The sequence below is a fragment of the Hyphomicrobium sp. GJ21 genome, from assembly GCF_001006785.1.
Lineage (GTDB): Bacteria > Pseudomonadota > Alphaproteobacteria > Rhizobiales > Hyphomicrobiaceae > Hyphomicrobium_B.
Genome location: NZ_CDHO01000003.1, coordinates 788075 through 807014 on the forward strand (window position 1 = coordinate 788075; position 18940 = coordinate 807014).

An 18940-nucleotide genomic window follows, 5' to 3' on the forward strand; every position below is an offset into this window, starting at 1 on the left:
TTCGGCACCGACGCCCGACCCAGCGCGCTGAACTCAGCGCGCCGGAGCCGGTAGCTTGGCGTCAGTGCGCCTCGTCCCAGTTGTTCGCAGCCTTCGCATCGACATGAATCGGCACGGCGAGCTTGATCGCGGGTTCAGCCGCCGTCTCCATCACCCGGCGCGCGGTCGCAATGAGCGCCGGAGCCTCGTTATCGGCAACCTCGAACACGAGTTCGTCGTGAACCTGAAGCAGCATCCGCGCCGATGAAAGCTTCGCATCCACGAGGGCCGCCGGCATCCGGATCATCGCCCGGCGAATGATATCAGCCGCTGAACCCTGGATCGGTGCATTGATCGCCGCCCGCTCGAGAAACCCGCGCATCGACGGATTCTTCGTGTTGATCTCCGGGTAATGGATGCGCCGTCCGAAGATCGTCTCGACGTGCCCATGCGCGTGCACCTGCTTCTTCGTCGCGTCCATATAGTCGCGAATACCGGGAAAGCGCTGGAAGTACGTCTTGATGTAATCGCTCGCCTCTTCCCTGCTGATGCTGAGCTGATTGGCGAGCCCGAACGCCGAGATCCCGTAGATGATGCCGAAGTTGATCGCCTTCGCGCGACGGCGAACTTCGGCTGGCATGTCCTTCACCGGCACGCCGAACATTTCCGACGCTGTCATCGCGTGAATGTCGAGACCTTCCGCGAACGCCTTTTTCAGCTGCGGAATATCGGCGACATGCGCGAGCACGCGCAGCTCGATCTGCGAATAGTCCGCCGAGATGAGCTGCATCCCCTTGTCCGCGATGAAAGCAGTGCGGATTTCGCGCCCTTCCTTCGTGCGGATCGGAATGTTCTGCAGATTGGGATCGGACGACGCGAGCCGGCCGGTGGTCGTCGCACCCAGCGCGTAGCTCGTATGAATGCGGCCCGTCTCCGCGTTGATGTACGCCGGCAGCGCATCGGTGTACGTCGACTTCAGCTTCGTCATCTGCCGCCATTCGAGCATCGTATTAATCAGGCGGCGGGCGTCGCCATCGATCTCCTCGTTGGCGGCAAGATCATCGAGAAGATTGGCGCGCGTCTCCCATTGACCGCTTTTCGTTTTTTTGCCGCCTGGCAGCTTCAGCCGATCGAACAGCAATTCCCCGAGTTGCTTCGGCGATCCGAGATTGAACTTATGCCCGACCAGCCCGTTGATCTCTTCTTCGAGCCGAACGGTGCGCTGCGCGAACGCATGCGACAGCCGCGAGAGAATATCCCGGTCGACCTTGATGCCCGCATGCTCCATGCCGACGATCACCGGCACAAGCGGCCGTTCGAGCGTCTCGTAGACGGTCGCCATGCGCTCAGCCGCGAGGCGAGGCTTCAACGCCATCCAGAGCCGCATGGTCACGTCGGCATCTTCCGCCGCATACTCCGTCGCCTTGTCGAGCGGCATCGCGGCGAACGTCTTGTCGGATTTCTTCGCGCCCGGCGCATGCCCCATTGCCTGCGCGAACGTCATGCACATATGGCCGAGATGACGCTCGGCGAGCGCATCCATGCCGTGCTGACCTCTGCCCCCGTCAAGCGCGTAGGACAGAAGCATCGTATCGTCGAACGGCACGATCTCGATGCCGCGCCGCTTCATCACTAGCGCATCGTACTTGATGTTCTGCCCGATCTTCAGAACGCTCGGGTCTTCAAGCAGCGGACCGATCAGCGCCAACGCTTCGTTCGCGGCGAGCTGTTGCGGACGATTGTCATCGCCGCCGAACAGATCGCCGCTCGGCCCCGTATGACCGAGAGGGATATAGCAGGCTTCCCCCGGCGCAACCGCGAGAGATATTCCGACAAGCTCGGCATCGAGCGCGCTGAGATCGGTCGTCTCTGTGTCGAAGGCGACGCGTCCGGCTTCCCGCGCCCGGCGAACCCACTCTTCGAGCCGGGCTCGCGTCGTAACCGTCTCGTACTTGCTGCGATCGATCGCCTGTGCTCTGGCAATCGCGGCGCCCGCAGCAACCGCCGCGGCGGGAGACGAATCCTGCGGCGCGCCTGCCTCGATGACGTCGAGGCTTACTTGCTGCGGCGAAACCTTGACGCTGGTTCCAACGGACACCGCGAGCGGCGGCGGTGCTTCGGCGCCCAGTCCCTCCGCGATGCGCTTCGTCAGCGTGTTGAATTCCATCATGCGCAGAAACCCGAGCAACGCATCCACCTGGGGATCGCGCACGCCGAGCGCTTCGATCGCCGTGTCGAGCACGACGTCGTCCTTAAGCAGCACGAGACTGCGCGATATGCGTGCCTGCTCAGCAAACTCGATGAGCTTTTCGCGCCGCTTCGGTTGCTTGATCTCACCCGCGCGCGCAAGAAGCGTATCGAGATCGCCATAAGCGGCGATGAGCTCGGCCGCCGTCTTGATGCCGATCCCCGGCACGCCCGGAACGTTGTCGACGGAATCGCCCGCGAGGGATTGAACGTCGACGACCTTCTCCGGCGGCACGCCGAATTTCTCGATCACCTCGTCGCGGCCGATGCGCTTCGACTTCATGCCGTCGAACATCGTGACGCCGGGGCGCACGAGTTGCATCAAATCCTTATCCGACGAGACGACCGTCACATCGCCGCCGACGTCGACCGCCCTCCGCGAATACGTCGCGATAAGATCGTCCGCCTCGTAGCCATCGAGTTCGACGCAGGCGACGTTGAACGCTCTGACCGCGTCGCGAATGAGCGGAAACTGCGGAATGAGTTCTTCTGGCGGCGGCGGCCGCTGCGCCTTGTATTGCGGATAGATCTGGTTGCGAAACGTCTCCCGCCCCGCATCGAAAATCACGCCCATGTGCGTCGGGGCTTCCGACGCTTTCGTTTCGCGCAGCAGCTTCCACAACATCTGGCAAAAGCCATGCACCGCGCCGACCGGCAGTCCGTCCGATGGACGCGTCAGCGGCGGCAATGCGTGGAACGCCCGAAAAATGTAGCCCGAGCCGTCGATCAGATAGACGTGGCTGCCTTTGCCGACCGGAACGTTCTCCGATAGCGCCGCAGAAGTCTGTTCAATCGCCTGGTCTTGTTTGGATTTTGTCGTCATGGGCCGCACTATAGGGACATCGCGCGGCCCGACCAACGCTCATGCGCGAGAATTCCGCCAGCCCGCAATCTGAGGTGTCGAAAAGTGCGGGCGCAAATCGCACACTGCCGGATCATTCCGCTCGCTGCGCGTCGCCTCCGTTGACAGCATGGGACGCGCATGGCTGATCTGCCCCGCGTCGGCAACGAGCTGCCTGCCAAGTGGGCGGCGCAATGCGACGCCATCAGAAGGGAGTTACGCTTATGCGCATGACCAGGAAACTTACGGTTGCATTTCTGGCCACGGTTGCAGCCGGATTGGGAACAGTCGAAGCCAGCGCTCTGCCGCGCTGCCGGGCGCCCGTCGAAGGCTTCGCGACCGCGACCGGCATCTTGGGCGCTGGATCGGAAAAAGCCCGCATCGAAGCACGGCACAATTGGAGAGCGACCGTCGCGCGCCTCTATGGCCCGCGTTATTCCGATTTCCGCAACGCTCAGGGCCGCCAGTGGGACTGCAAGAAGGGCGCGATCCTTCTCGCGAAATGCGTCGTCGTCGCACGCCCCTGCCGCTACTAGGCGATCGCGAAACCCGCGCAAACGGTGAGGCGACGAGCCTCACCCCTTTTCCTATCCGCGCCCATTCGCGCGGCGTGAGCATTTGCGGCCCGGCGGCGAATGCGGTATCAGTCTCCCTCTCTTAGGCACCCGTAGCTCAGCTGGATAGAGTGCTGCCCTCCGAAGGCAGAGGTCGTAGGTTCGAATCCTACCGGGTGCGCCATTCACCAAACAAGGTTCGAACACTCAGTTCTGCGCGCTCGAACAGGCGCCCCGGTTTTTCCTTGCGTGCATGCCGTCCTTGATCAGGATGGTGTCGACGACGCCGCCGGTCGGGTGTTTGTGTCCTCAATGACGCCAATACCGCGAGTGCAGTTACGGCAATTCCATCGTGCCCTTGTATCGGCCGGCAGCGAGGGTATCCGTCAGGTTTTCGTAAGTGTACGTTCCACTGCCTTTGGCACCCTGAAATTTGCCGGTGCCTCCCGTCCATTTGTATGGATAGTCCTTGAGCTGTGAATTCTCCTCCCAGACTTCGTACTGTTTGTCGCCGCCTTTGATGTTCCACGTGCAGGTTCCCGAACCCTGCCAAGTTTCGTCGGGCAAGTACTCGTATTTTCCGGCGCAGTCTGCGGTATCTCTAGCTTCGGCAGGATCGTCGGGGATGCGTACGCACCGGCCGGCGTAGTCGACGAGCTTGTGGCCCTTTTCGATCTCCTTCTCATCCCACTTGTCGTTCACGCATGCGAGCGCGCCAACTTCCTTGAGGGTCTCTACGGCGCTCGCTGGGGCGGCTGACAAACTAGGAACGGCGGCCAGCGCTGCCGACATGAACAGCTTCACGTTCATGGCATCCTCCTGGTTCAGTTAAATGTCGTTCAAATCAGCCGAGCGTCGTGAACGACCTCGCCCGAGGTGACGCTTCACTGATGACAGGGGGATGCGGTCGGACGTAGTGTGTAACAGTATGTAACAGCCTCAACCTATTCACTGCCCTGGCTATTTGTGCGCCGGAGTTGATCCGTGGCTGATGGTTCCGTCCACCGATGGAGCGAAAGCGAGATCTTAGCGATCCGGGCTCAGCTCGCTCGAATGGCGTCGAGCGCACCCTTTCAACAGGCCCATCGCCGTCAGCGGTTCCTGCAGTATATCGTCGGCGAGGCACTCGAGGGTCGCGCAGAGGCGCTCAAGGGATATACTATTGGGATCGAGGTCTTCGACAAACCAACCTCATTCGATCCTCTGACCGATCCGATCGTCAGGGTTGAGGCAGCGCGGTTACGAGAGAAGCTGCGGGAATATTATGAGACATGCGGCCAGTCAGATCTCGTCCGCATCGAAATGCCAAAGGGCGCTTATACGCCGCAAATCGAAATCCGTTCCTCACGCGCACAGGCACTCATTTCGGACTCGACGGAGCGGCCATCGCGCCGCGCCTTTTTGCGCGGCCCGATCGGGATTGCCGGCGTCATCGCATCTGCCTTGATACTTTTGCTCGTCGGATGGAGCGTCTCGCGACTGCTGACGCCACCCCTGACACCAACATCTCAGAAGCCCTCACTCGCCGTCTTGCCATTCGAGAATATCGGCGGTGATCCGTCGTGGCGCTGGCTTGCCGACGGAATGACACAGGATATTACGATCGATCTATCCCAATCCAAGGACTTGCTGGTCATCGCACGTAACTCGACCGAGATCTACAGAGGCAAAATCACCGACGTTAGGGATGTAGGTCGGGAGCTAGGTGTGCGCTACGTGCTTCAGGGCAGCATTCAACCATCTGACAACCGCATTCGGATTACAGCCCAGTTGATTGATACCCGCTCAGGCGAGAACGTCTGGGCCACCCGCTACTATCGTCCCGTGGGCGACATCTTTGAAGTTCAGGCCAACGTCACGGATTCCATCGCGGCGACGCTCACAGGTTATCAAGGTGCGCTGGCACAGGTGGAGCGCAAGCTCATTCGCCGGAAGCCCCCAAATGTGCTGATGGCGTATGAGCATTACCTGCTTGGAGTGGAAGCCAAGCACGGCGGCGCCTCTGGCGGCGTTAGCAAGGAAGGCCTGGAGGAAGCCGAGCGCCAATTTTTGATGGCACTTGAGATAGACCCGCAGCTCACCAGAGCTTACGTCGGCCTGGCGTATGTCTGCGAATACAGACTTGATCTAGGTATTGGCGCGCCCGCTGAGAACGGGGCAAAACTCATCGAATATGCACATAAGGCGATTGCGCTCGATCCGAACGACGCCGAGGCTCAGATGGTTTTGGGTCATGCATTCTCGTATCAGGGGCTTAACGATCAGGCGCTCCAGCAATTCTCGAAGGCAGAAGCTCTTGCCCCGAGCAATGCCGATGTACTGATTTTGATCGCTTGGTTTCTGCCGCAGCTTGATCAATCGCAACGTGCCGTCGCGCTTGTCGAACGGGCATTGCGCCTCAATCCAAATTATCCAGCCTGGTATAATCAGGGATTGCGGTATGTGTATTTCTTCGGCGGCGCCTACGACAAAGCCATTAAATTCGTCAAGCTGGTGCCAAACCCGAACCCCTTGGACTTTGCCTTCCTCGCCTCGGCCTCGGCGATGCTCGATGACATGCCTGCCGCGAAAGCGGCCGCCGCCGAGCTCGATCGACGCGACGCCACATGGAATGTCGAATCCTATCTGAGCGACAGCGGGCTGTTTCCGGAAAAATTGGCTGCCATGTTTGTCGAGGCTGCCAGGAAAGCGAATGTTCCCGCCTGCGCGCCTGCAGAACGGATAACGGGGAACACGACGTTCATCCACCTGAAGGTATGCGACGAGGAGCGAGCACGGAATCCAGGAAATGCGATGGCCCCCATCGCACCTGCTGGCTTTGCGCCACAGTGAGAGCTGATCTATGCCAGGTTTTGACCTAGGCGGTCGCCGAAGCTCGTCGTAGCGCTTGGCGCCAGCGCAACGCTCGCGCTTGCGGGCCGTCCGGTGAAGGTTTCTCAATCGCGAGGCCTGACGAAGTTTGACTCCACACCTGCCGTGCTCACGATCCACCCGTCGTATATTTTGAGATTGGGGAATAAGGCTCAAGCAGAAATCGAATTTGCAAAGTTCGTCGCCGACCTCAACCTGGCGCGAACATGCCTCCCCGAAGCCGCATGACTTATGTTCGCGACACCTCCTTCGCCTTCGAGCGGGCGGCGCGAATATTGTCGACGAGATTGGGATATTTCCGGCCGGCCTTCGCTGCACGCTGCTTCGCAGCAGCCTTCTGCGAGGATGTTAGGCGTCGCGACTGCCCGGACTTCGCTTTCGGATTTTTCGTCTTCCAAACCGGAGCGCGCTCGCTCATTTGAGTGACACCTTCGCGACATTCTCCTTGTAATCCTTCTTCGGATCGGACCCGAGAAGGATTTTGATGCCTGCCAGGAGGCTCGATGCGTTGAGCCATATTTCTGCGTTGTTCGCATCAAGTCGCAACACCGCAAGTTTCGGATCGTCCTTGCCGCCTTCGTACCAAGCCGCGATGAAGCTATTCCACAACGCGTCGATCACGCGGCGATCGTTGTCGACCCATAATTGGCCGTGAACGGTGGCAAAGAGGTCATGCCCCTTCGACGCGAACGTCGCGACGGCCGAATTCGAGCGACCCAATTCGCGGACCAACGTCGTTTCCGTCGATGAGAAAAACCAGATCGGCCCGCGATAGCCGTCTGCATGATCTCCCTCAATCTGGGCGGTCAGTGGCCGCATGTGACTGTCGTCCTCGCCGACAAGACCGACCATCATCGTCATGTCTGACTTGAGGGCTTTCCAAAACTGCGCTTCGAGTTCTTGAGGCGTCGGCATCTATCGGGTCCTCCATCGACGATGAAGAACGTGAGCGTCCCGCTTAAGTTCCTTGCAGTATCAGAGTGTGCAACAACGGCATCCGCCTCGTCGCGAGCCTGTGCACGAGCGGATCAAATCATTTCACCGGACGCGATAACGCGGAATCCGCCAAGTGGTTTGGAGCAATTGCGAAGCGGTCACGGTCAAAACCAACGCTGCTGATCTCGTTCAGGAATTTCTGCCGGAAGGCGCGGCTGATCTCCTCATAGCCCTGCGATGGCTGAACGAATGCCCCCTGCCCACCGATGACATGATCTTGAAACCAGCGGTCGAGCGTCGTTTCGATGCCGGGTCCGCGCGCCAACGGCCGCAAGCCGAAGCCCGGCGCGCGATAGGCGCCCGCGCCGACCACATCGTTTTCTCCGTGCACGATGATCGGCAAACCATTGATCGTAACGCCACGCCGCAGCAGACGATCGCGCGCGTCCTCGATCGCCGACGGATCGGCGCAGTTGTCGATGCCGTCGCCGGAAATATCCAAAATCGTGCGCGTCGCTTTGAATGGCAAATCGTCGAGCATGTCTTGTTCGACGGTGCGCATCATGCGCGCCATGCACGTGTATTCGCCTTTGCGTTGCGTCTGCTGGCGAATGCTGCCTGCGAACGCCGAGGCGGTCTCGCTGCTGGAGATGATCTGCCAAGGGATCGTCGTTTCGACACCGTCAGCCCAAACGACGAACTGGACGGCGATGCGCCCGTAAGGCCCGGAGGCAATCGTGTCTGCGATGGCTTTACTTTCGAGTGCTTCCGCCATTCCTTCGCTTTGCAGACGATACCGGCTTTCATCCACCGACTGCGAGACGTCGACGGCAAGGATCAGCGCCGCATCGACAGGAATAAGCTCGGCGCTTGGAACGCCCTGCCCGCCGGCGCCCAGACAAGCGAGCATCACGGCAGCGGCTCGGAGAACCTTCGGCGCGAACGAGCATGCCCGTTCCACAATATCTCTCGCAGGCATCGCGGCTCGCAGTCCATATGAGCAACAAAATGGATTGAAACGCATCATCGCTTGTCCGACCGGCATGAAAAAAAGGCAAGTCCGAAGACTTGCCTTTCTGAGTGCATACGTGGCTTTGGAGATTTTAGTTCGATGCTGTCTTTTTCGGCAGCTTGAAGGTCCAGACCATTCCGCCCTGGTTCAAGTGCTGAATGGTTTTGGCAACTTCGCCGCCCCAGAGCGGAACCGCGCCGCCCCAACCCGAGATGACCGAGATCATCTGCTCGCCGTCCTGTTCCCAGGTGATCGGCGGCGCAACGATGCCCGAGCCCGTGTTGAAGTGCCAAAGCTCCTTGCCGGTCTTGTCATCGACAATCTTCAGATCGCCTTCCGGCGTTCCGTAGACGACGAGACCGCCGCCTGTTGTCAGAACGCCGCCCCACAGCGGAGCATTGTTGTTGACCTGCCAGACGATCTTGCCCGACGCTGGATCGATGGCCTTCAACGAGCCGATATGATCTTCGAAGATCCGCTTGATCGTGAAGCCGGCACCGAGATACGCGGCACCCTTCTTGTAGGTCACCGGCTCATTGTGAATGTCCATGCCCCACTCGTTGGCCGGAACATAGAACAGCTTCGTGTCCGGGCTGTACGCCATCGGCTGCTGGTTCTTGCCGCCGAGGAAGCTCGGCACGGCGAAGACCGACTTGCCCTGCTTGCCGTCCTTGGCATCCTTGGGATCGCCCGGACGGTTGTCCGCGACGAACTTCGGACGGCCGTTTTCATCGAGACCGCTCGCCCACGTGATCTTCTCGACGAACGGGAAGCCACGGATGAATTTGCCGTTCTCGCGGTTGAGCACATAGAAGAAGCCGTTGCGGTCCGCGGTCGCGGCGGCCTTCGTTCCGTCGAGATCGAACGACACGACTTCGTTTACGCCGTCGAAGTCCCAGCCGTCGTTTGGCGTCGTCTGGAAGCCCCACTTGATGTTGCCCGTCTCGGGATCGATCGCGAGGCGTGAGCACGACCAGCGATTGTCGCCAGGGCGCATGTGGCTGTTCCACGGCGCAGGGTTGCCCGAACCGATGAAGATCGTGTTCGTCTCGGAGTCATAGGTACCGCCGAGCCACGTCGCGCCGCCGCCTGTCTTCCAGAGATCGCCCTTCCAGGTTTCGTTCTTCTTGCCCGTCATGGTCGACTCGGCGCCGTTGAGCGTGCCCATGTGGCCTTCGATCGTGGGACGCGTCCAGACGAGTTCGCCGTTATCGGCCTTGCGCGCATCGACGCGGCCGACGATACCGAATTCACCGCCGGATACGCCGGTGACGACCAGAGGTCCGAACGCCTTCGAAGGAACGATCAACGGCGGCGCCGTATAGGAATAGCCGCCCTTGAAGTCGTCGATCTCTTTGGTCCAGACGACCTTGCCGGTCTTCTGGTTGAGCGCGACCAGCTTGGCGTCGAGCGTACCGAAAATTACCTTGTCGCCGATGAGCGCAGCACCGCGATTGACGACGTCGCAGCAGGGAAGAATTCCTTCCGGCAACCGCGCATTGTATTCCCAAATTTCGTGACCGGTCTTGATATCGATCGCCCAGATGCGGCTGTACGAGCCGGTGACGTACATGATGCCGTCTTTGACCAGCGGCTGCGATTCCTGACCGCGCATTTTCTCGCCGCCGAGCGACATCGCCCATGCAGGAACCAGGCTTGAGACGTTGTCTTTGTTGATTTGATTGAGCGGGCTGTAGCGTTGGCCCTGACCGCCAAGACCGGCAGTCACGACGTCTTGGGTGGTCTTCGCATCGTTGACGATATCTTCGATCGAAACATCGGCGCGAGCGACTGTCGATATGCCCAACGACAGCGCGAAGGCGCTCGTCGTTGCCAACCATCTCCAGGTTTTCATTGCAGGTCCCTTTTGGGTTTGCGTTTCCAGGTCTTCTTCCCTGTACGGATTATTATTCCGCTTCAAATTCCGGGAAATTTGGGAAGAAAGCGGGGGCAAACTACCTCGGGGACGTGCGCTGATTAATTGGTAATTGGTCTATTCGCCTAAAGTGGCACCTTTGACAAATGTCATCCGCGTTCATCGATTCTCGGCCAGCGCGCCGCCTCGAATTGCGGATAGAGATGCATCACCGAACGCTCGTACTCGTAGCGTGCGAGCGCGATGCTCTTGGTCCAATCGGGAAGCGGAAGAGTGATCGCTTCCGAAATATCGAGCCCGCGTTCGAACGCGTCGCCGATGATGTGCGATATCGTTTCAAGCCAGCGCGACGTTTGCTCGACGCCCCGCACACTGCTTTCGACAGGCCCATGTCCCGGCACGATCATCGCGCTCGGAATAGCCGAAAGGTTTGCGAGGCTCATCCGCCAGCGTTCGATATCGGCATGCGGCGTCGTCGGAGCACGATCCAGAAACACAAGATCGCCGGCGAACAAGATCCCTGTCTTTTCGTCGAAAAGAGCAAGATCCGACGGTGTGTGACCGCGCATCTGCAGCGGCCGCAAACGGCGGTTGCCGATGTCTTCCGGCGCGCCTTCGACGACCGCTTGCGGCAAAACGAGTTCCGTGCCGCGCATCCAGTCGCCGGCCGCACGATACATGGAATCGGAAAATGCATTTCCGTATTCCTTCATGCCGTCGATCGTGCCCTTGGTCGCCGCGAGCTTTGCCGGATCGAAGGCCTGATTCCCGAACATATGATCGGGATGAAAATGCGTGAGATAAACGCGGGCGACCGGCTTGCCGGTCAGTTCCTTGGCGAGCGTCATCAGCGCTTCGCCAAACCGGCGCGACGGCCCCGTATCGATCAGGATCGCGCCTTCCGATGAATCGAGAATGGCGACGTTGGCGATGGCGCCGCCGTTCCGCTCGTTGATCGCTTCGTCAGAGCCGCGCGTGACCCATACGCCATCAGTCAGTTTCCGGGGCGTGAGTTCGTAGTGATGGGGCTCTGCCCGGCCGGGCGGACAGCAGCAGAACAGCGACAGGGCACTGCCACCGAGAAGAAGCGATTGACGGCGTGTCAGCAGCGGCTTCATGGGGCGTTCAATGCCCCTTCGCGTTGGTCGCTTTGGCTTTGGCGCCAGGGCGCAAGCAAACTTGCGCGGTAAATCTTACCGTTGTTGTCACGGCTATCGATATCGACACCCTTCCCGTCGCGGCCGAGATCGACCACAAGCGTGATCGTCGGGTTTTGGCTGACAGGCTCGTACATCGAGAGTCGCGCCAGCGTGCCGCCCGCAGTCCCTTTCGCTTCGACCTTTTCGATATAGTACGCGGGCGTGTTGTCTTGCCCGAGCCCCGTATCCATCGGATGGCTGATGCGGAAACGCGCACGCACGCTGCCGTCCTTCTCCTGCCAGAGACGCCCCTGCGTTTCGCCGAGTGTGTCGTACCAGGAAACGCCGCCGTTCGCCTTCGGCGGCGCCGTGCAGCCCCCGCCCGCCGCATCCAGAAACATTCCGCCGACGTGCCAGACGCCATCCTCGGTCAACGCCGCCGCACGAACCGGCGTCGCCTGTTCGATCTTCATTCGGAACGCGACAAACGCTTTCGCCTGGATCGGCTCGAGTTCCAACGCAAGCTGGATCGGATTGAGATCGGCGAATACGATGAGCTTCTTGACGCCGTCGAGCATGCGCGCGTCCGCCGTGATAGGCACCTGCGCTTGGTTCTCGACGATCGGCGGCACACCGACCTGTACACGATCGTCGAATACAACCGTGTCCTGCCCGAAGTACCGCTCGGACAGCGTCTCCCACATCGGAGAATTGAAGACATCTTTGGGAGGCTCGGCCCGCGCCGGCGATGCGGTCAGCAGCATCAGCGATGCCAGCCGAATGATATGACGGGACAAAGTCCTCATATGTAGCGTCGCCACTTCAATTCTGTTGGTTGGACACACCGTCGTCGATCGGGGGCTCAATATACGTGACGCCGTAGGATCTGAAAATCTCGGCAAGCTTGCCGTTTGCCTTCAGCTTTTCGAGCGCCGCTTGCACCGCATATCCCAGGTCGCGGCTGTTTTCCTTCCAGGCCATGCCGACGACCCATTGGTCCCGCACGATGCCATCCATCTTGAGCTCGGCGATACGCGGCTTGACGCCGATGTCGTGCAGCAAAGCCTCGATGCGCGCGCGCTGTCCCATGAGAGCAGCAATATCCTTGCTCTTGAATTCCTTGGCGCCGTCTTCCGCACGCACGTGATGGACAATGTTGTCGATCAACGCCCCGTCGTCATAGCGCATCAGAAAATAGTCGGAGACGGTCCCGAGCTGCACACCGATCTTGATTTTCTTGAAGACATCGAACGACGGACTGGGACCCGTGCGATCACTGTCGATGGCGAGCGCGATACGCTCTTGAAAATAAGGGTTTCCAAGCACCGCCTCGGGGTTACGGGCGGCAAACTCACGATCGATCGGCACATGCATCATCAGATCGCCGACGCCGCCACCGGTCAAAGGCCCCTTCCACACGTTGACCCGGAGATCATCGTCGCCCTTCTCGCCTGGCATGCGGAGGACGACTTCCGGCTTCACGCCGAGTTCACCCGCGACGGCTCCGGCAATATCAACATCGATGCCCCGCGGCGTCCCGTTGTCGTCCCAGGAAAACGGCGCATTGTCGAGATACGCGATGACCCGGAGAATGCCGCTGCCGACGACCTCATCGAGAGGTCGTGCGGCAGCTCCCCCCGTCAACACTCCGATCGCGAATCCCAAAGCGCACGCCAATCGAATGGCTGACCGAAATGTGGAATTGGCAAGCATCTGGCACTCTTACTCTTCGTGCTTGGACTCGAGAAAAGAGCGGATCGCCCACATGGCTTCCTGCGAAAACACGCCTTCGAATGCCGGCATGATTGTCGTGCCTTCGGAATTTTTCTTGCCGTGACGGATGCGCTCGATGAACCATTCGTCGCCGGTCTTGCCTAGCTCGAGGTAGCGCAAATCCGGCGCAATACCGCCGGAAATCGCCTCGAGTCCATGGCAGCGGGCGCAATTCTGGTTGTAGCCGGAAGCCCCGATGGCGATGGCTTTCGGATCTCCACGATACGGATTCTCGCCGAGCCATTCTGTGCCGAGTTGTTTCAGCTCGGAGGCATCGATCGGTTGCGGCGTGACGTCGCCGTGAGCAAACGCGATTTTGTCGGTGAGTGTCGCACCAGCCAATACGATGGCCACAGCCATCGCTACACGTGATAGCGGCATGTTTAAGCTCCCTGGAGTCCTACCCATTTTTCCTGATTTTTTTTCTGCTTGATATACGTGGCGCAGGGGCCTCGACGAATTGCTCTTTAGTTCAGTGTGCTGAGCTTAGCTCTACGTTTCCGGGGGTTTCCTCGAGGGCAGCCAGTACGAACGTCGTATTGCAGGCCGGCGCGCATCCGAGAAGGTGTGCACACCCCGCTTCAGGAGAGGCCGCGATTGGCTCGCGTCTTCGCGGGCCGAACAGGTACCGGCGACGGGAGGTCTACGATGGGACGACGAGCCTTGCTGGCGTGCTGGTGTCTGAGCATGTCGACGCCCGTTGCGATCGCCGATGAGATCTACGTCACCAACGAGAAAGACAATTCGGTCTCCGTCATCGATTCGCGGACGCTCAATGTCGTCCGCACGCTGAGCGTCGGGAAGCGCCCGCGAGGAATCACGTTTTCTCGCGATTTCACGAAGTTTTTCGTGTGCGCCAGCGATAGCAACTCCGTCCAGGTCTACGACGCCGCGACCGGCACGATGCTGCACGACCTGCCCTCAGGCGCAGACCCTGAGCAGTTCGCCCTCTCGCACGACGGCCGGCTTCTTTATATCGCGAATGAAGATAATGCCGTGACGACCGTCGTCGACGTCGGAACGCGGCAGGTCGTGAAACAGGTCGACGTCGGCATCGAGCCCGAAGGCATGGCCGTTTCGCCTGACGACAAAATTGCCGTCACGACCTCAGAGACGACCAACATGGTCCACCTGATCGATACGTCAAGCTTCGACGTGATCTCGAATATCCTGGTGGATCAGCGCCCGCGATACGCTCAGTTCACGCCGGACGGCGCCAAGCTTTGGGTATCCTCGGAAGTCGGTGGCAGCATATCGATCATCGACGTCGCCAAGCGCGAGGTCGAAAGGAAGATCACGTTCGCCATTCCCGGCGTGGCGCGCGATACCATCCAGCCTGTTGGCATTCGCATGACGCGCGACGCGAAGACCGCGTTTATAGCCCTCGGTCCGGCAAACCGCGTCGCAGTCGTCGATGTCAAAACGGCGAAGGTGAAATCCTATGTGCTCGTCGGCCAGCGCGTCTGGCACCTCGAGCTGTCGCCGAAAGAAGATATGCTGTACACGACGAATGGCGTCTCGAACGACGTCACCGTCGTCGATACGGCAAGCTTGCGCCCAATCAAGTCCATCAAGGTCGGCCGCTACCCCTGGGGCATCGCGATCCGCGCCATGCCTGAGCACACCGCCGGCAGCGTCCCACTCGAAGGCGAGAAACAGACAGAAACGCGCTGAGACATGCGGACGTCCGTGGCCTTCTTGCTCGCATGGTCGGTCGCGAGCGTCTCGATGTGCTTTGCCGACGAAGCAGTGTTCGACCCCGATACCGGTTATCGCATCGCGCGCTATCGCACGCCGACACCGGAAAGCGTGCCCGGCGGCAAGCGCATCATGGCCGCCGATGTTGCTGAACTCGTCAAAGCCAATCGCGCAATTCTCATCGACGTCATGCCATCGGAAGGCGGCCGAGCCAATCCAAAAACCGGGCAATGGTATCTGCCGAAAGCCCACAGCAATATTGCCGGATCTACCTGGCTCGCCGACGTCGGCCAGGGTGTTCTGACCTCAGACCAATCGAAGTATTTTTCAGACAACCTCGCGAGGTTGACGCAAGGCAATCGGTCTCGCGCCATCATTTTTTACTGCAAGGCTGATTGCTGGATGTCGTGGAACGCCGTTCGTCGCGCTGCGGCCTTGGGCTACCAGAATATTTATTGGCTGAGCGAAGGCACAGACGGTTGGACCGACTGGGGCGGCACTCTCATCGACGCCAAGCCTGAACCTTTTCACGCGCGACCCGCGACCTCATCAGACGCGAATGCGAAGCACTAGAGCGTCACCCCCTTCGGTGACAGCCCGATTGCCTCGCATCTCACACGATGTCAGCTACCCAACCGCTTACGGATCAGCGCCGCAGCCACAATGCCGATCAGCATCATCGGGACAAAGACCAGCGTACCGGTGGCAGCAAGCCCGAGCGATGTAATCGCAGGGCCCGGACAGAAGCCAAAAAGCCCCCAGCCCAATCCGAAGATTGCCGACCCGATGACAAGCGGCCGATCGATCGAACTCTGGCCCGGCAAATGAAATCTCTGATCGAGCAGCGGCTTCGGCCGACGCAGCACGAACCGAAAGCCCGTCGCCGTTACCGCGATCGCGCCGAGCATCACAAAGGCAAGGCTCGGATCCCAATTCCCCGCGACATCGAGAAAATTCAAAACCTTCGCGGGATTCGCCATCCCCGAAATCACGAGTCCAAGACCGAAGATCAGCCCCGCAACAAGGTTGAGGAGGATGCTCATGCGCCACCTCCGATGATGTGGCGGCTGACGAACACCGTCAGCGCCGCGACGGACATGAACACGATCGTCGCCACCAGCGAGCGCTTCGAGAGACGCGACAATCCGCAAACGCCGTGACCACTCGTGCAGCCGCCGCCGAAAGCCGCGCCGAACCCCACCAGAAGCCCGGCAACGGCCGCGAGCGGAAGGTTCTCAGACACCGACTGTACGACGGCGCTTCCCGTGGCCGCGGTCCAAACAAAGGGAGCTGCGATAAGGCCGACGATAAACGCCAAGGCAAGCTCCGGCTTGCTGTCGCTCGCCGGTACGATCAGCCGCCTTATGATGCCACTGACGCCTGCGATGCGCCCGCTGGAATAGAGCAGCAGAACCGCCGACACGCCGATCAGCGCACCACCCGCAGCCGATGCCAGAGGCGTAAATTCAGTTTCGATCGCCAACTTCGATGTCCCTCGCGCTCTTTCAAGTCACAACCCCAGCGACGAATATCAGGGAAGTGGTGAGCGCTCCATGCGACGCATCAAAACCGCCGCGCCGCCAGACTCCACGCCTGATGTGCCAGCCGGCGCGGCGCGCGTATATCTACGTAACACTTCATGTGAATACCCGGTGTCGCGCCTGAGCAGGCAGGGGCGCCACATCGGCGCGCATCGTGGTCCTCATCTCTACCGAGATGACCTCGTCAGCAGGACGCCTCGACAAGAGGCAAGGATAAAACGAATAAATTTCAAAGACATATGACGCCAAGATGCAAGTGGATCGGAGCATCGTTTTCTCCAACCTCCACTGCAAATCTGAACATCTGAATTCGAAGGCAAGGAACGGAGTGCATACGCCCGTCATCGGCTCTTATTTTGTATAGTCCGAACCACACCGAAAGCGGCAATGATGCTGATCGCTCCGCCAATGCAAAAGACCAGAACAACTCCGCTCGCCAATCGCCCGGCACGTCTCACCGACGCCGCCCGCTGGTCGGCCGTGAAAGCGCGCGACGCGTCCTTCGACGGTAAGTTCTATTATTCCGTGCTCACGACGGGCGTCTATTGCCGGCCCTCGTGTTCCGCGCGGATTGCAAAACGAGAGAACGTGGCGTTCCACGCATCATGCGCCGAAGCTGAGCGCGCGGGGTTTCGTCCCTGCAAGCGCTGCAAACCGAACGAGTCATCTCTTCGCGACCAATATGCCGCAAAAATTCTCGACGCATGCCGCCGGATCGAACAGTCGGATGAACCACCGAAGCTGGATGAACTCGCGCAAGCGACCGGCCTCAGCACGTATCATTTCCATCGCGTATTCAAAACCATTGTCGGCCTTACGCCAAAGGCCTACGCGGTCGCCCACCGGCAAAACCGCGTGCGCGAAAACCTTGCAAGGAGTAGTTCCGTGACGTATGCCATCTATGCGTCAGGCTTCAACTCAAGCGGACGCTTTTACGAAAATTCAGCGGACTTTCTGGGCATGACGCCGACCGACTTCCGCGTTGGAGGAAGCAACGCGGAAATGCGCTTCGCCGTTGGCGAATGCTCGCTGGGTTCAATCCTTGTCGCCGCCAGCAGCAAGGGCATCACAGCGATCTTTCTCGGCGACGATCCTGATACGCTCGTCCGAAATCTCCAGGATCGCTTTCCCAAAGCAAACCTGATCGGCGGCGACAGTGCCTTCGAGGCCATCGTCGCGGCGGCCGTCAGCGCCGTCGAAACCCCGGATCAAGGCTTCAATCTGCCTCTCGACGTTCGCGGGACGGCTTTCCAGCATCGCGTCTGGCAGGCGCTGCGTGAAATTCCGTCTGGAACGACCACCACCTACACCGAGATCGCCGAACGCCTCGGCATGCCGAAAGCGGTGCGCGCCGTGGCCAACGCCTGCGGCGCGAACAAGATCGCCGTGGTGATCCCGTGTCACCGCGTCGTGCGCAACGATGGCTCTCTGTCCGGCTATCGATGGGGCGTAGAACGCAAACGTGAGCTGCTCAAGCGTGAGTCAAAGCCGTAAAAAGCGCAGAGCGGCTGCTCAGCTTTTGTTCAACTCTCGAGCTTGTCCTCCGTGCGCAGTTCAAAATCACTGGCATCGTGACGCTCACGGAGCTGGCCTGCGAGGTCTCCGAACGTGCGGTTGACCATCTTGCCGCGTTTCACTGCCGGACGTTCCGCGATCGCATTCGCCCAGCGCATGAGGTGAACATAGGACGGCCCGTCGAGGAACTCCGACGCGCCATAAACCTCGTTGAGCACAACGCCGCCGTACCAAGGCCAGATCGCCATATCGGCAATCGAATATTCGTCGCCTGCCATGAACTCATGTAACGCAAGATGACGATCGAGTACGTCCAGCTGCCGCTTCGCTTCCATCGCGAATCTGTTGATCGCGTATTCGATTTTGACAGGCGCGTAGGCGTAGAAGTGACCGAAGCCGCCACCGAGAAACGGTGCGCTTCCCATCTGCCAGAATAGCCAGTTCAGCGCTTGCGTGCGTTTATCCGGATCGCTCGGCAGGAATGCGCCGAACTTCTCCGCCAGATAAAACAGAATGGACCCGGATTCGAAAACACGTCTCGGCGGGCTGACGCTGTGATCGACGAGTGCCGGTATCTTCGAATTGGGATTGATCTCGACGAAGCCGCTTCCGAACTGATCCCCGCCGGTAATGCGGATCAGCCATGCATCGTACTCGGCACCGCTAAAACCGCGCGCGAGCAGTTCCTCGAGCATCACCGTCACTTTGACGCCATTCGGCGTCGCCAGCGAATAAAGCTGCAACGGATGCTTTCCGACCGGCAGCGCCTTCTCGTGCGTCGCCCCGGCAATCGGCCGATTGATGCTGGCGAACGTCCCGCCGCTCGCTTCCTCCCATCGCCAGACTTTGGGCGGCGAATAGCTCGATGAATCGCTCATTTCTATGCCTTTTTCTCATCTATCGGCCGCGCGAATTCCGCCCTCGCCACGCGAGTGCTTCAATCACGATCGCGAACCGC

General features: G+C 59.9%; 18 protein-coding genes and 1 tRNA gene. 6 read left to right on the plus strand and 13 right to left on the minus strand.

The annotated features are described in order from the left end of the window. Nucleotides 1-61 precede the first annotated feature (61 nt). Complete coding sequence (gene polA / locus HYPGJ_RS12070; protein ID WP_200185730.1) at nucleotides 62-3049, minus strand: DNA polymerase I; 2988 nt, start codon at nucleotides 3047-3049, stop codon at nucleotides 62-64. Nucleotides 3050-3297: 248 nt separating this feature from the next. Here polA and HYPGJ_RS12075 point away from each other — a divergent pair, with 248 nt between their 5' ends. Both HYPGJ_RS12075 and HYPGJ_RS12080 read left to right on the plus strand, forming a co-directional pair. After that, complete coding sequence (locus HYPGJ_RS12075) at nucleotides 3298-3603, plus strand: hypothetical protein (RefSeq protein ID WP_244466107.1); 306 nt, start codon at nucleotides 3298-3300, stop codon at nucleotides 3601-3603. A 125-nt stretch (nucleotides 3604-3728) separates the two neighbouring features. Further along, nucleotides 3729-3805 (plus strand) — tRNA-Arg (locus HYPGJ_RS12080). Nucleotides 3806-3957: 152 nt separating this feature from the next. Here the strand turns inward: HYPGJ_RS12080 and HYPGJ_RS12085 are convergent. Next, on the minus strand, nucleotides 3958-4431 hold the full coding sequence (locus HYPGJ_RS12085) for a hypothetical protein (RefSeq protein WP_046847375.1): 474 nt from the start codon (nucleotides 4429-4431) through the stop codon (nucleotides 3958-3960). Between the two features lie 174 nt (nucleotides 4432-4605). On the opposite strand from HYPGJ_RS12085, the gene HYPGJ_RS12090 reads away from it, so the two are divergent. Then, complete coding sequence (locus HYPGJ_RS12090) at nucleotides 4606-6453, plus strand: tetratricopeptide repeat protein (protein ID WP_143440523.1); 1848 nt, start codon at nucleotides 4606-4608, stop codon at nucleotides 6451-6453. A gap of 268 nt (nucleotides 6454-6721) precedes the next feature. Here HYPGJ_RS12090 and HYPGJ_RS12095 read toward each other — a convergent pair whose 3' ends face one another. From HYPGJ_RS12095 to pedF, 8 genes are all read right to left on the minus strand, one after another. Continuing rightward, entirely contained in the window at nucleotides 6722-6910 is a 189-nt protein-coding gene (locus tag HYPGJ_RS12095; protein ID WP_046847377.1) for a hypothetical protein, read from the minus strand. Then, a complete protein-coding gene (locus tag HYPGJ_RS12100) occupies nucleotides 6907-7407 on the minus strand; it encodes a pyridoxamine 5'-phosphate oxidase family protein (RefSeq protein ID WP_046847378.1) in 501 nt (166 codons plus the stop codon). Before HYPGJ_RS12100 ends, HYPGJ_RS12095 begins: the two co-directional genes overlap by 4 nt. A 118-nt stretch (nucleotides 7408-7525) precedes the next feature. Next, the gene (locus HYPGJ_RS12105) at nucleotides 7526-8389 is read right to left on the minus strand and encodes a DUF1194 domain-containing protein (RefSeq protein ID WP_244466108.1); all 864 of its coding nucleotides are present in this window, start codon (nucleotides 8387-8389) and stop codon (nucleotides 7526-7528) included. 142 nt (nucleotides 8390-8531) lie between these two features. Then, on the minus strand, nucleotides 8532-10295 hold the full coding sequence (locus tag HYPGJ_RS12110; protein WP_046847379.1) for a PQQ-dependent methanol/ethanol family dehydrogenase: 1764 nt from the start codon (nucleotides 10293-10295) through the stop codon (nucleotides 8532-8534). Nucleotides 10296-10465: 170 nt separating this feature from the next. Continuing rightward, the gene (locus HYPGJ_RS12115; RefSeq protein ID WP_046847380.1) at nucleotides 10466-11434 is read right to left on the minus strand and encodes a quinoprotein relay system zinc metallohydrolase 1; all 969 of its coding nucleotides are present in this window, start codon (nucleotides 11432-11434) and stop codon (nucleotides 10466-10468) included. Further along, entirely contained in the window at nucleotides 11431-12261 is an 831-nt protein-coding gene (locus tag HYPGJ_RS12120) for a quinoprotein dehydrogenase-associated SoxYZ-like carrier (RefSeq protein WP_046847381.1), read from the minus strand. The genes HYPGJ_RS12115 and HYPGJ_RS12120 overlap by 4 nt, the downstream gene beginning before the upstream one ends. A gap of 16 nt (nucleotides 12262-12277) precedes the next feature. Further along, nucleotides 12278-13102, minus strand: a complete 825-nt coding sequence (locus HYPGJ_RS12125) for a transporter substrate-binding domain-containing protein (protein ID WP_244466109.1) — start codon at nucleotides 13100-13102, stop codon at nucleotides 12278-12280. A 75-nt stretch (nucleotides 13103-13177) separates the two neighbouring features. After that, nucleotides 13178-13588, minus strand: coding sequence for a cytochrome c-550 PedF (gene pedF / locus HYPGJ_RS12130; protein ID WP_046847383.1), 411 nt, complete (start codon nucleotides 13586-13588; stop codon nucleotides 13178-13180). A gap of 288 nt (nucleotides 13589-13876) precedes the next feature. Between pedF and HYPGJ_RS12135 the strand changes: the two genes are divergently transcribed. Continuing rightward, nucleotides 13877-14902: a PQQ-dependent catabolism-associated beta-propeller protein gene (locus tag HYPGJ_RS12135; protein WP_046847384.1), complete on the plus strand. Its 1026-nt coding sequence runs from the start codon at nucleotides 13877-13879 to the stop codon at nucleotides 14900-14902. Nucleotides 14903-14905: 3 nt separating this feature from the next. Next, nucleotides 14906-15499: a rhodanese-like domain-containing protein gene (locus HYPGJ_RS12140; protein WP_046847385.1), complete on the plus strand. Its 594-nt coding sequence runs from the start codon at nucleotides 14906-14908 to the stop codon at nucleotides 15497-15499. Between the two features lie 50 nt (nucleotides 15500-15549). Here HYPGJ_RS12140 and HYPGJ_RS12145 read toward each other — a convergent pair whose 3' ends face one another. Together HYPGJ_RS12145 and HYPGJ_RS12150 are read right to left on the minus strand one after the other, a co-directional pair. Further along, nucleotides 15550-15969 (minus strand): YeeE/YedE family protein, encoded by a 420-nt coding sequence (locus tag HYPGJ_RS12145; RefSeq protein WP_046847386.1) that lies wholly within the window; start codon nucleotides 15967-15969, stop codon nucleotides 15550-15552. Beyond that, nucleotides 15966-16409, minus strand: coding sequence for a YeeE/YedE thiosulfate transporter family protein (locus HYPGJ_RS12150; RefSeq protein WP_046847387.1), 444 nt, complete (start codon nucleotides 16407-16409; stop codon nucleotides 15966-15968). Before HYPGJ_RS12150 ends, HYPGJ_RS12145 begins: the two co-directional genes overlap by 4 nt. Nucleotides 16410-16875: 466 nt before the next feature. On the opposite strand from HYPGJ_RS12150, the gene ada reads away from it, so the two are divergent. After that, on the plus strand, nucleotides 16876-17961 hold the full coding sequence (ada, locus tag HYPGJ_RS12155) for a bifunctional DNA-binding transcriptional regulator/O6-methylguanine-DNA methyltransferase Ada (RefSeq protein WP_046848375.1): 1086 nt from the start codon (nucleotides 16876-16878) through the stop codon (nucleotides 17959-17961). Between the two features lie 29 nt (nucleotides 17962-17990). Here the strand turns inward: ada and yghU are convergent, their stop codons facing one another. Then, on the minus strand, nucleotides 17991-18860 hold the full coding sequence (gene yghU / locus HYPGJ_RS12160) for a glutathione-dependent disulfide-bond oxidoreductase (RefSeq protein ID WP_046847388.1): 870 nt from the start codon (nucleotides 18858-18860) through the stop codon (nucleotides 17991-17993). Between the last annotated feature and the right edge of the window lie 80 nt (nucleotides 18861-18940).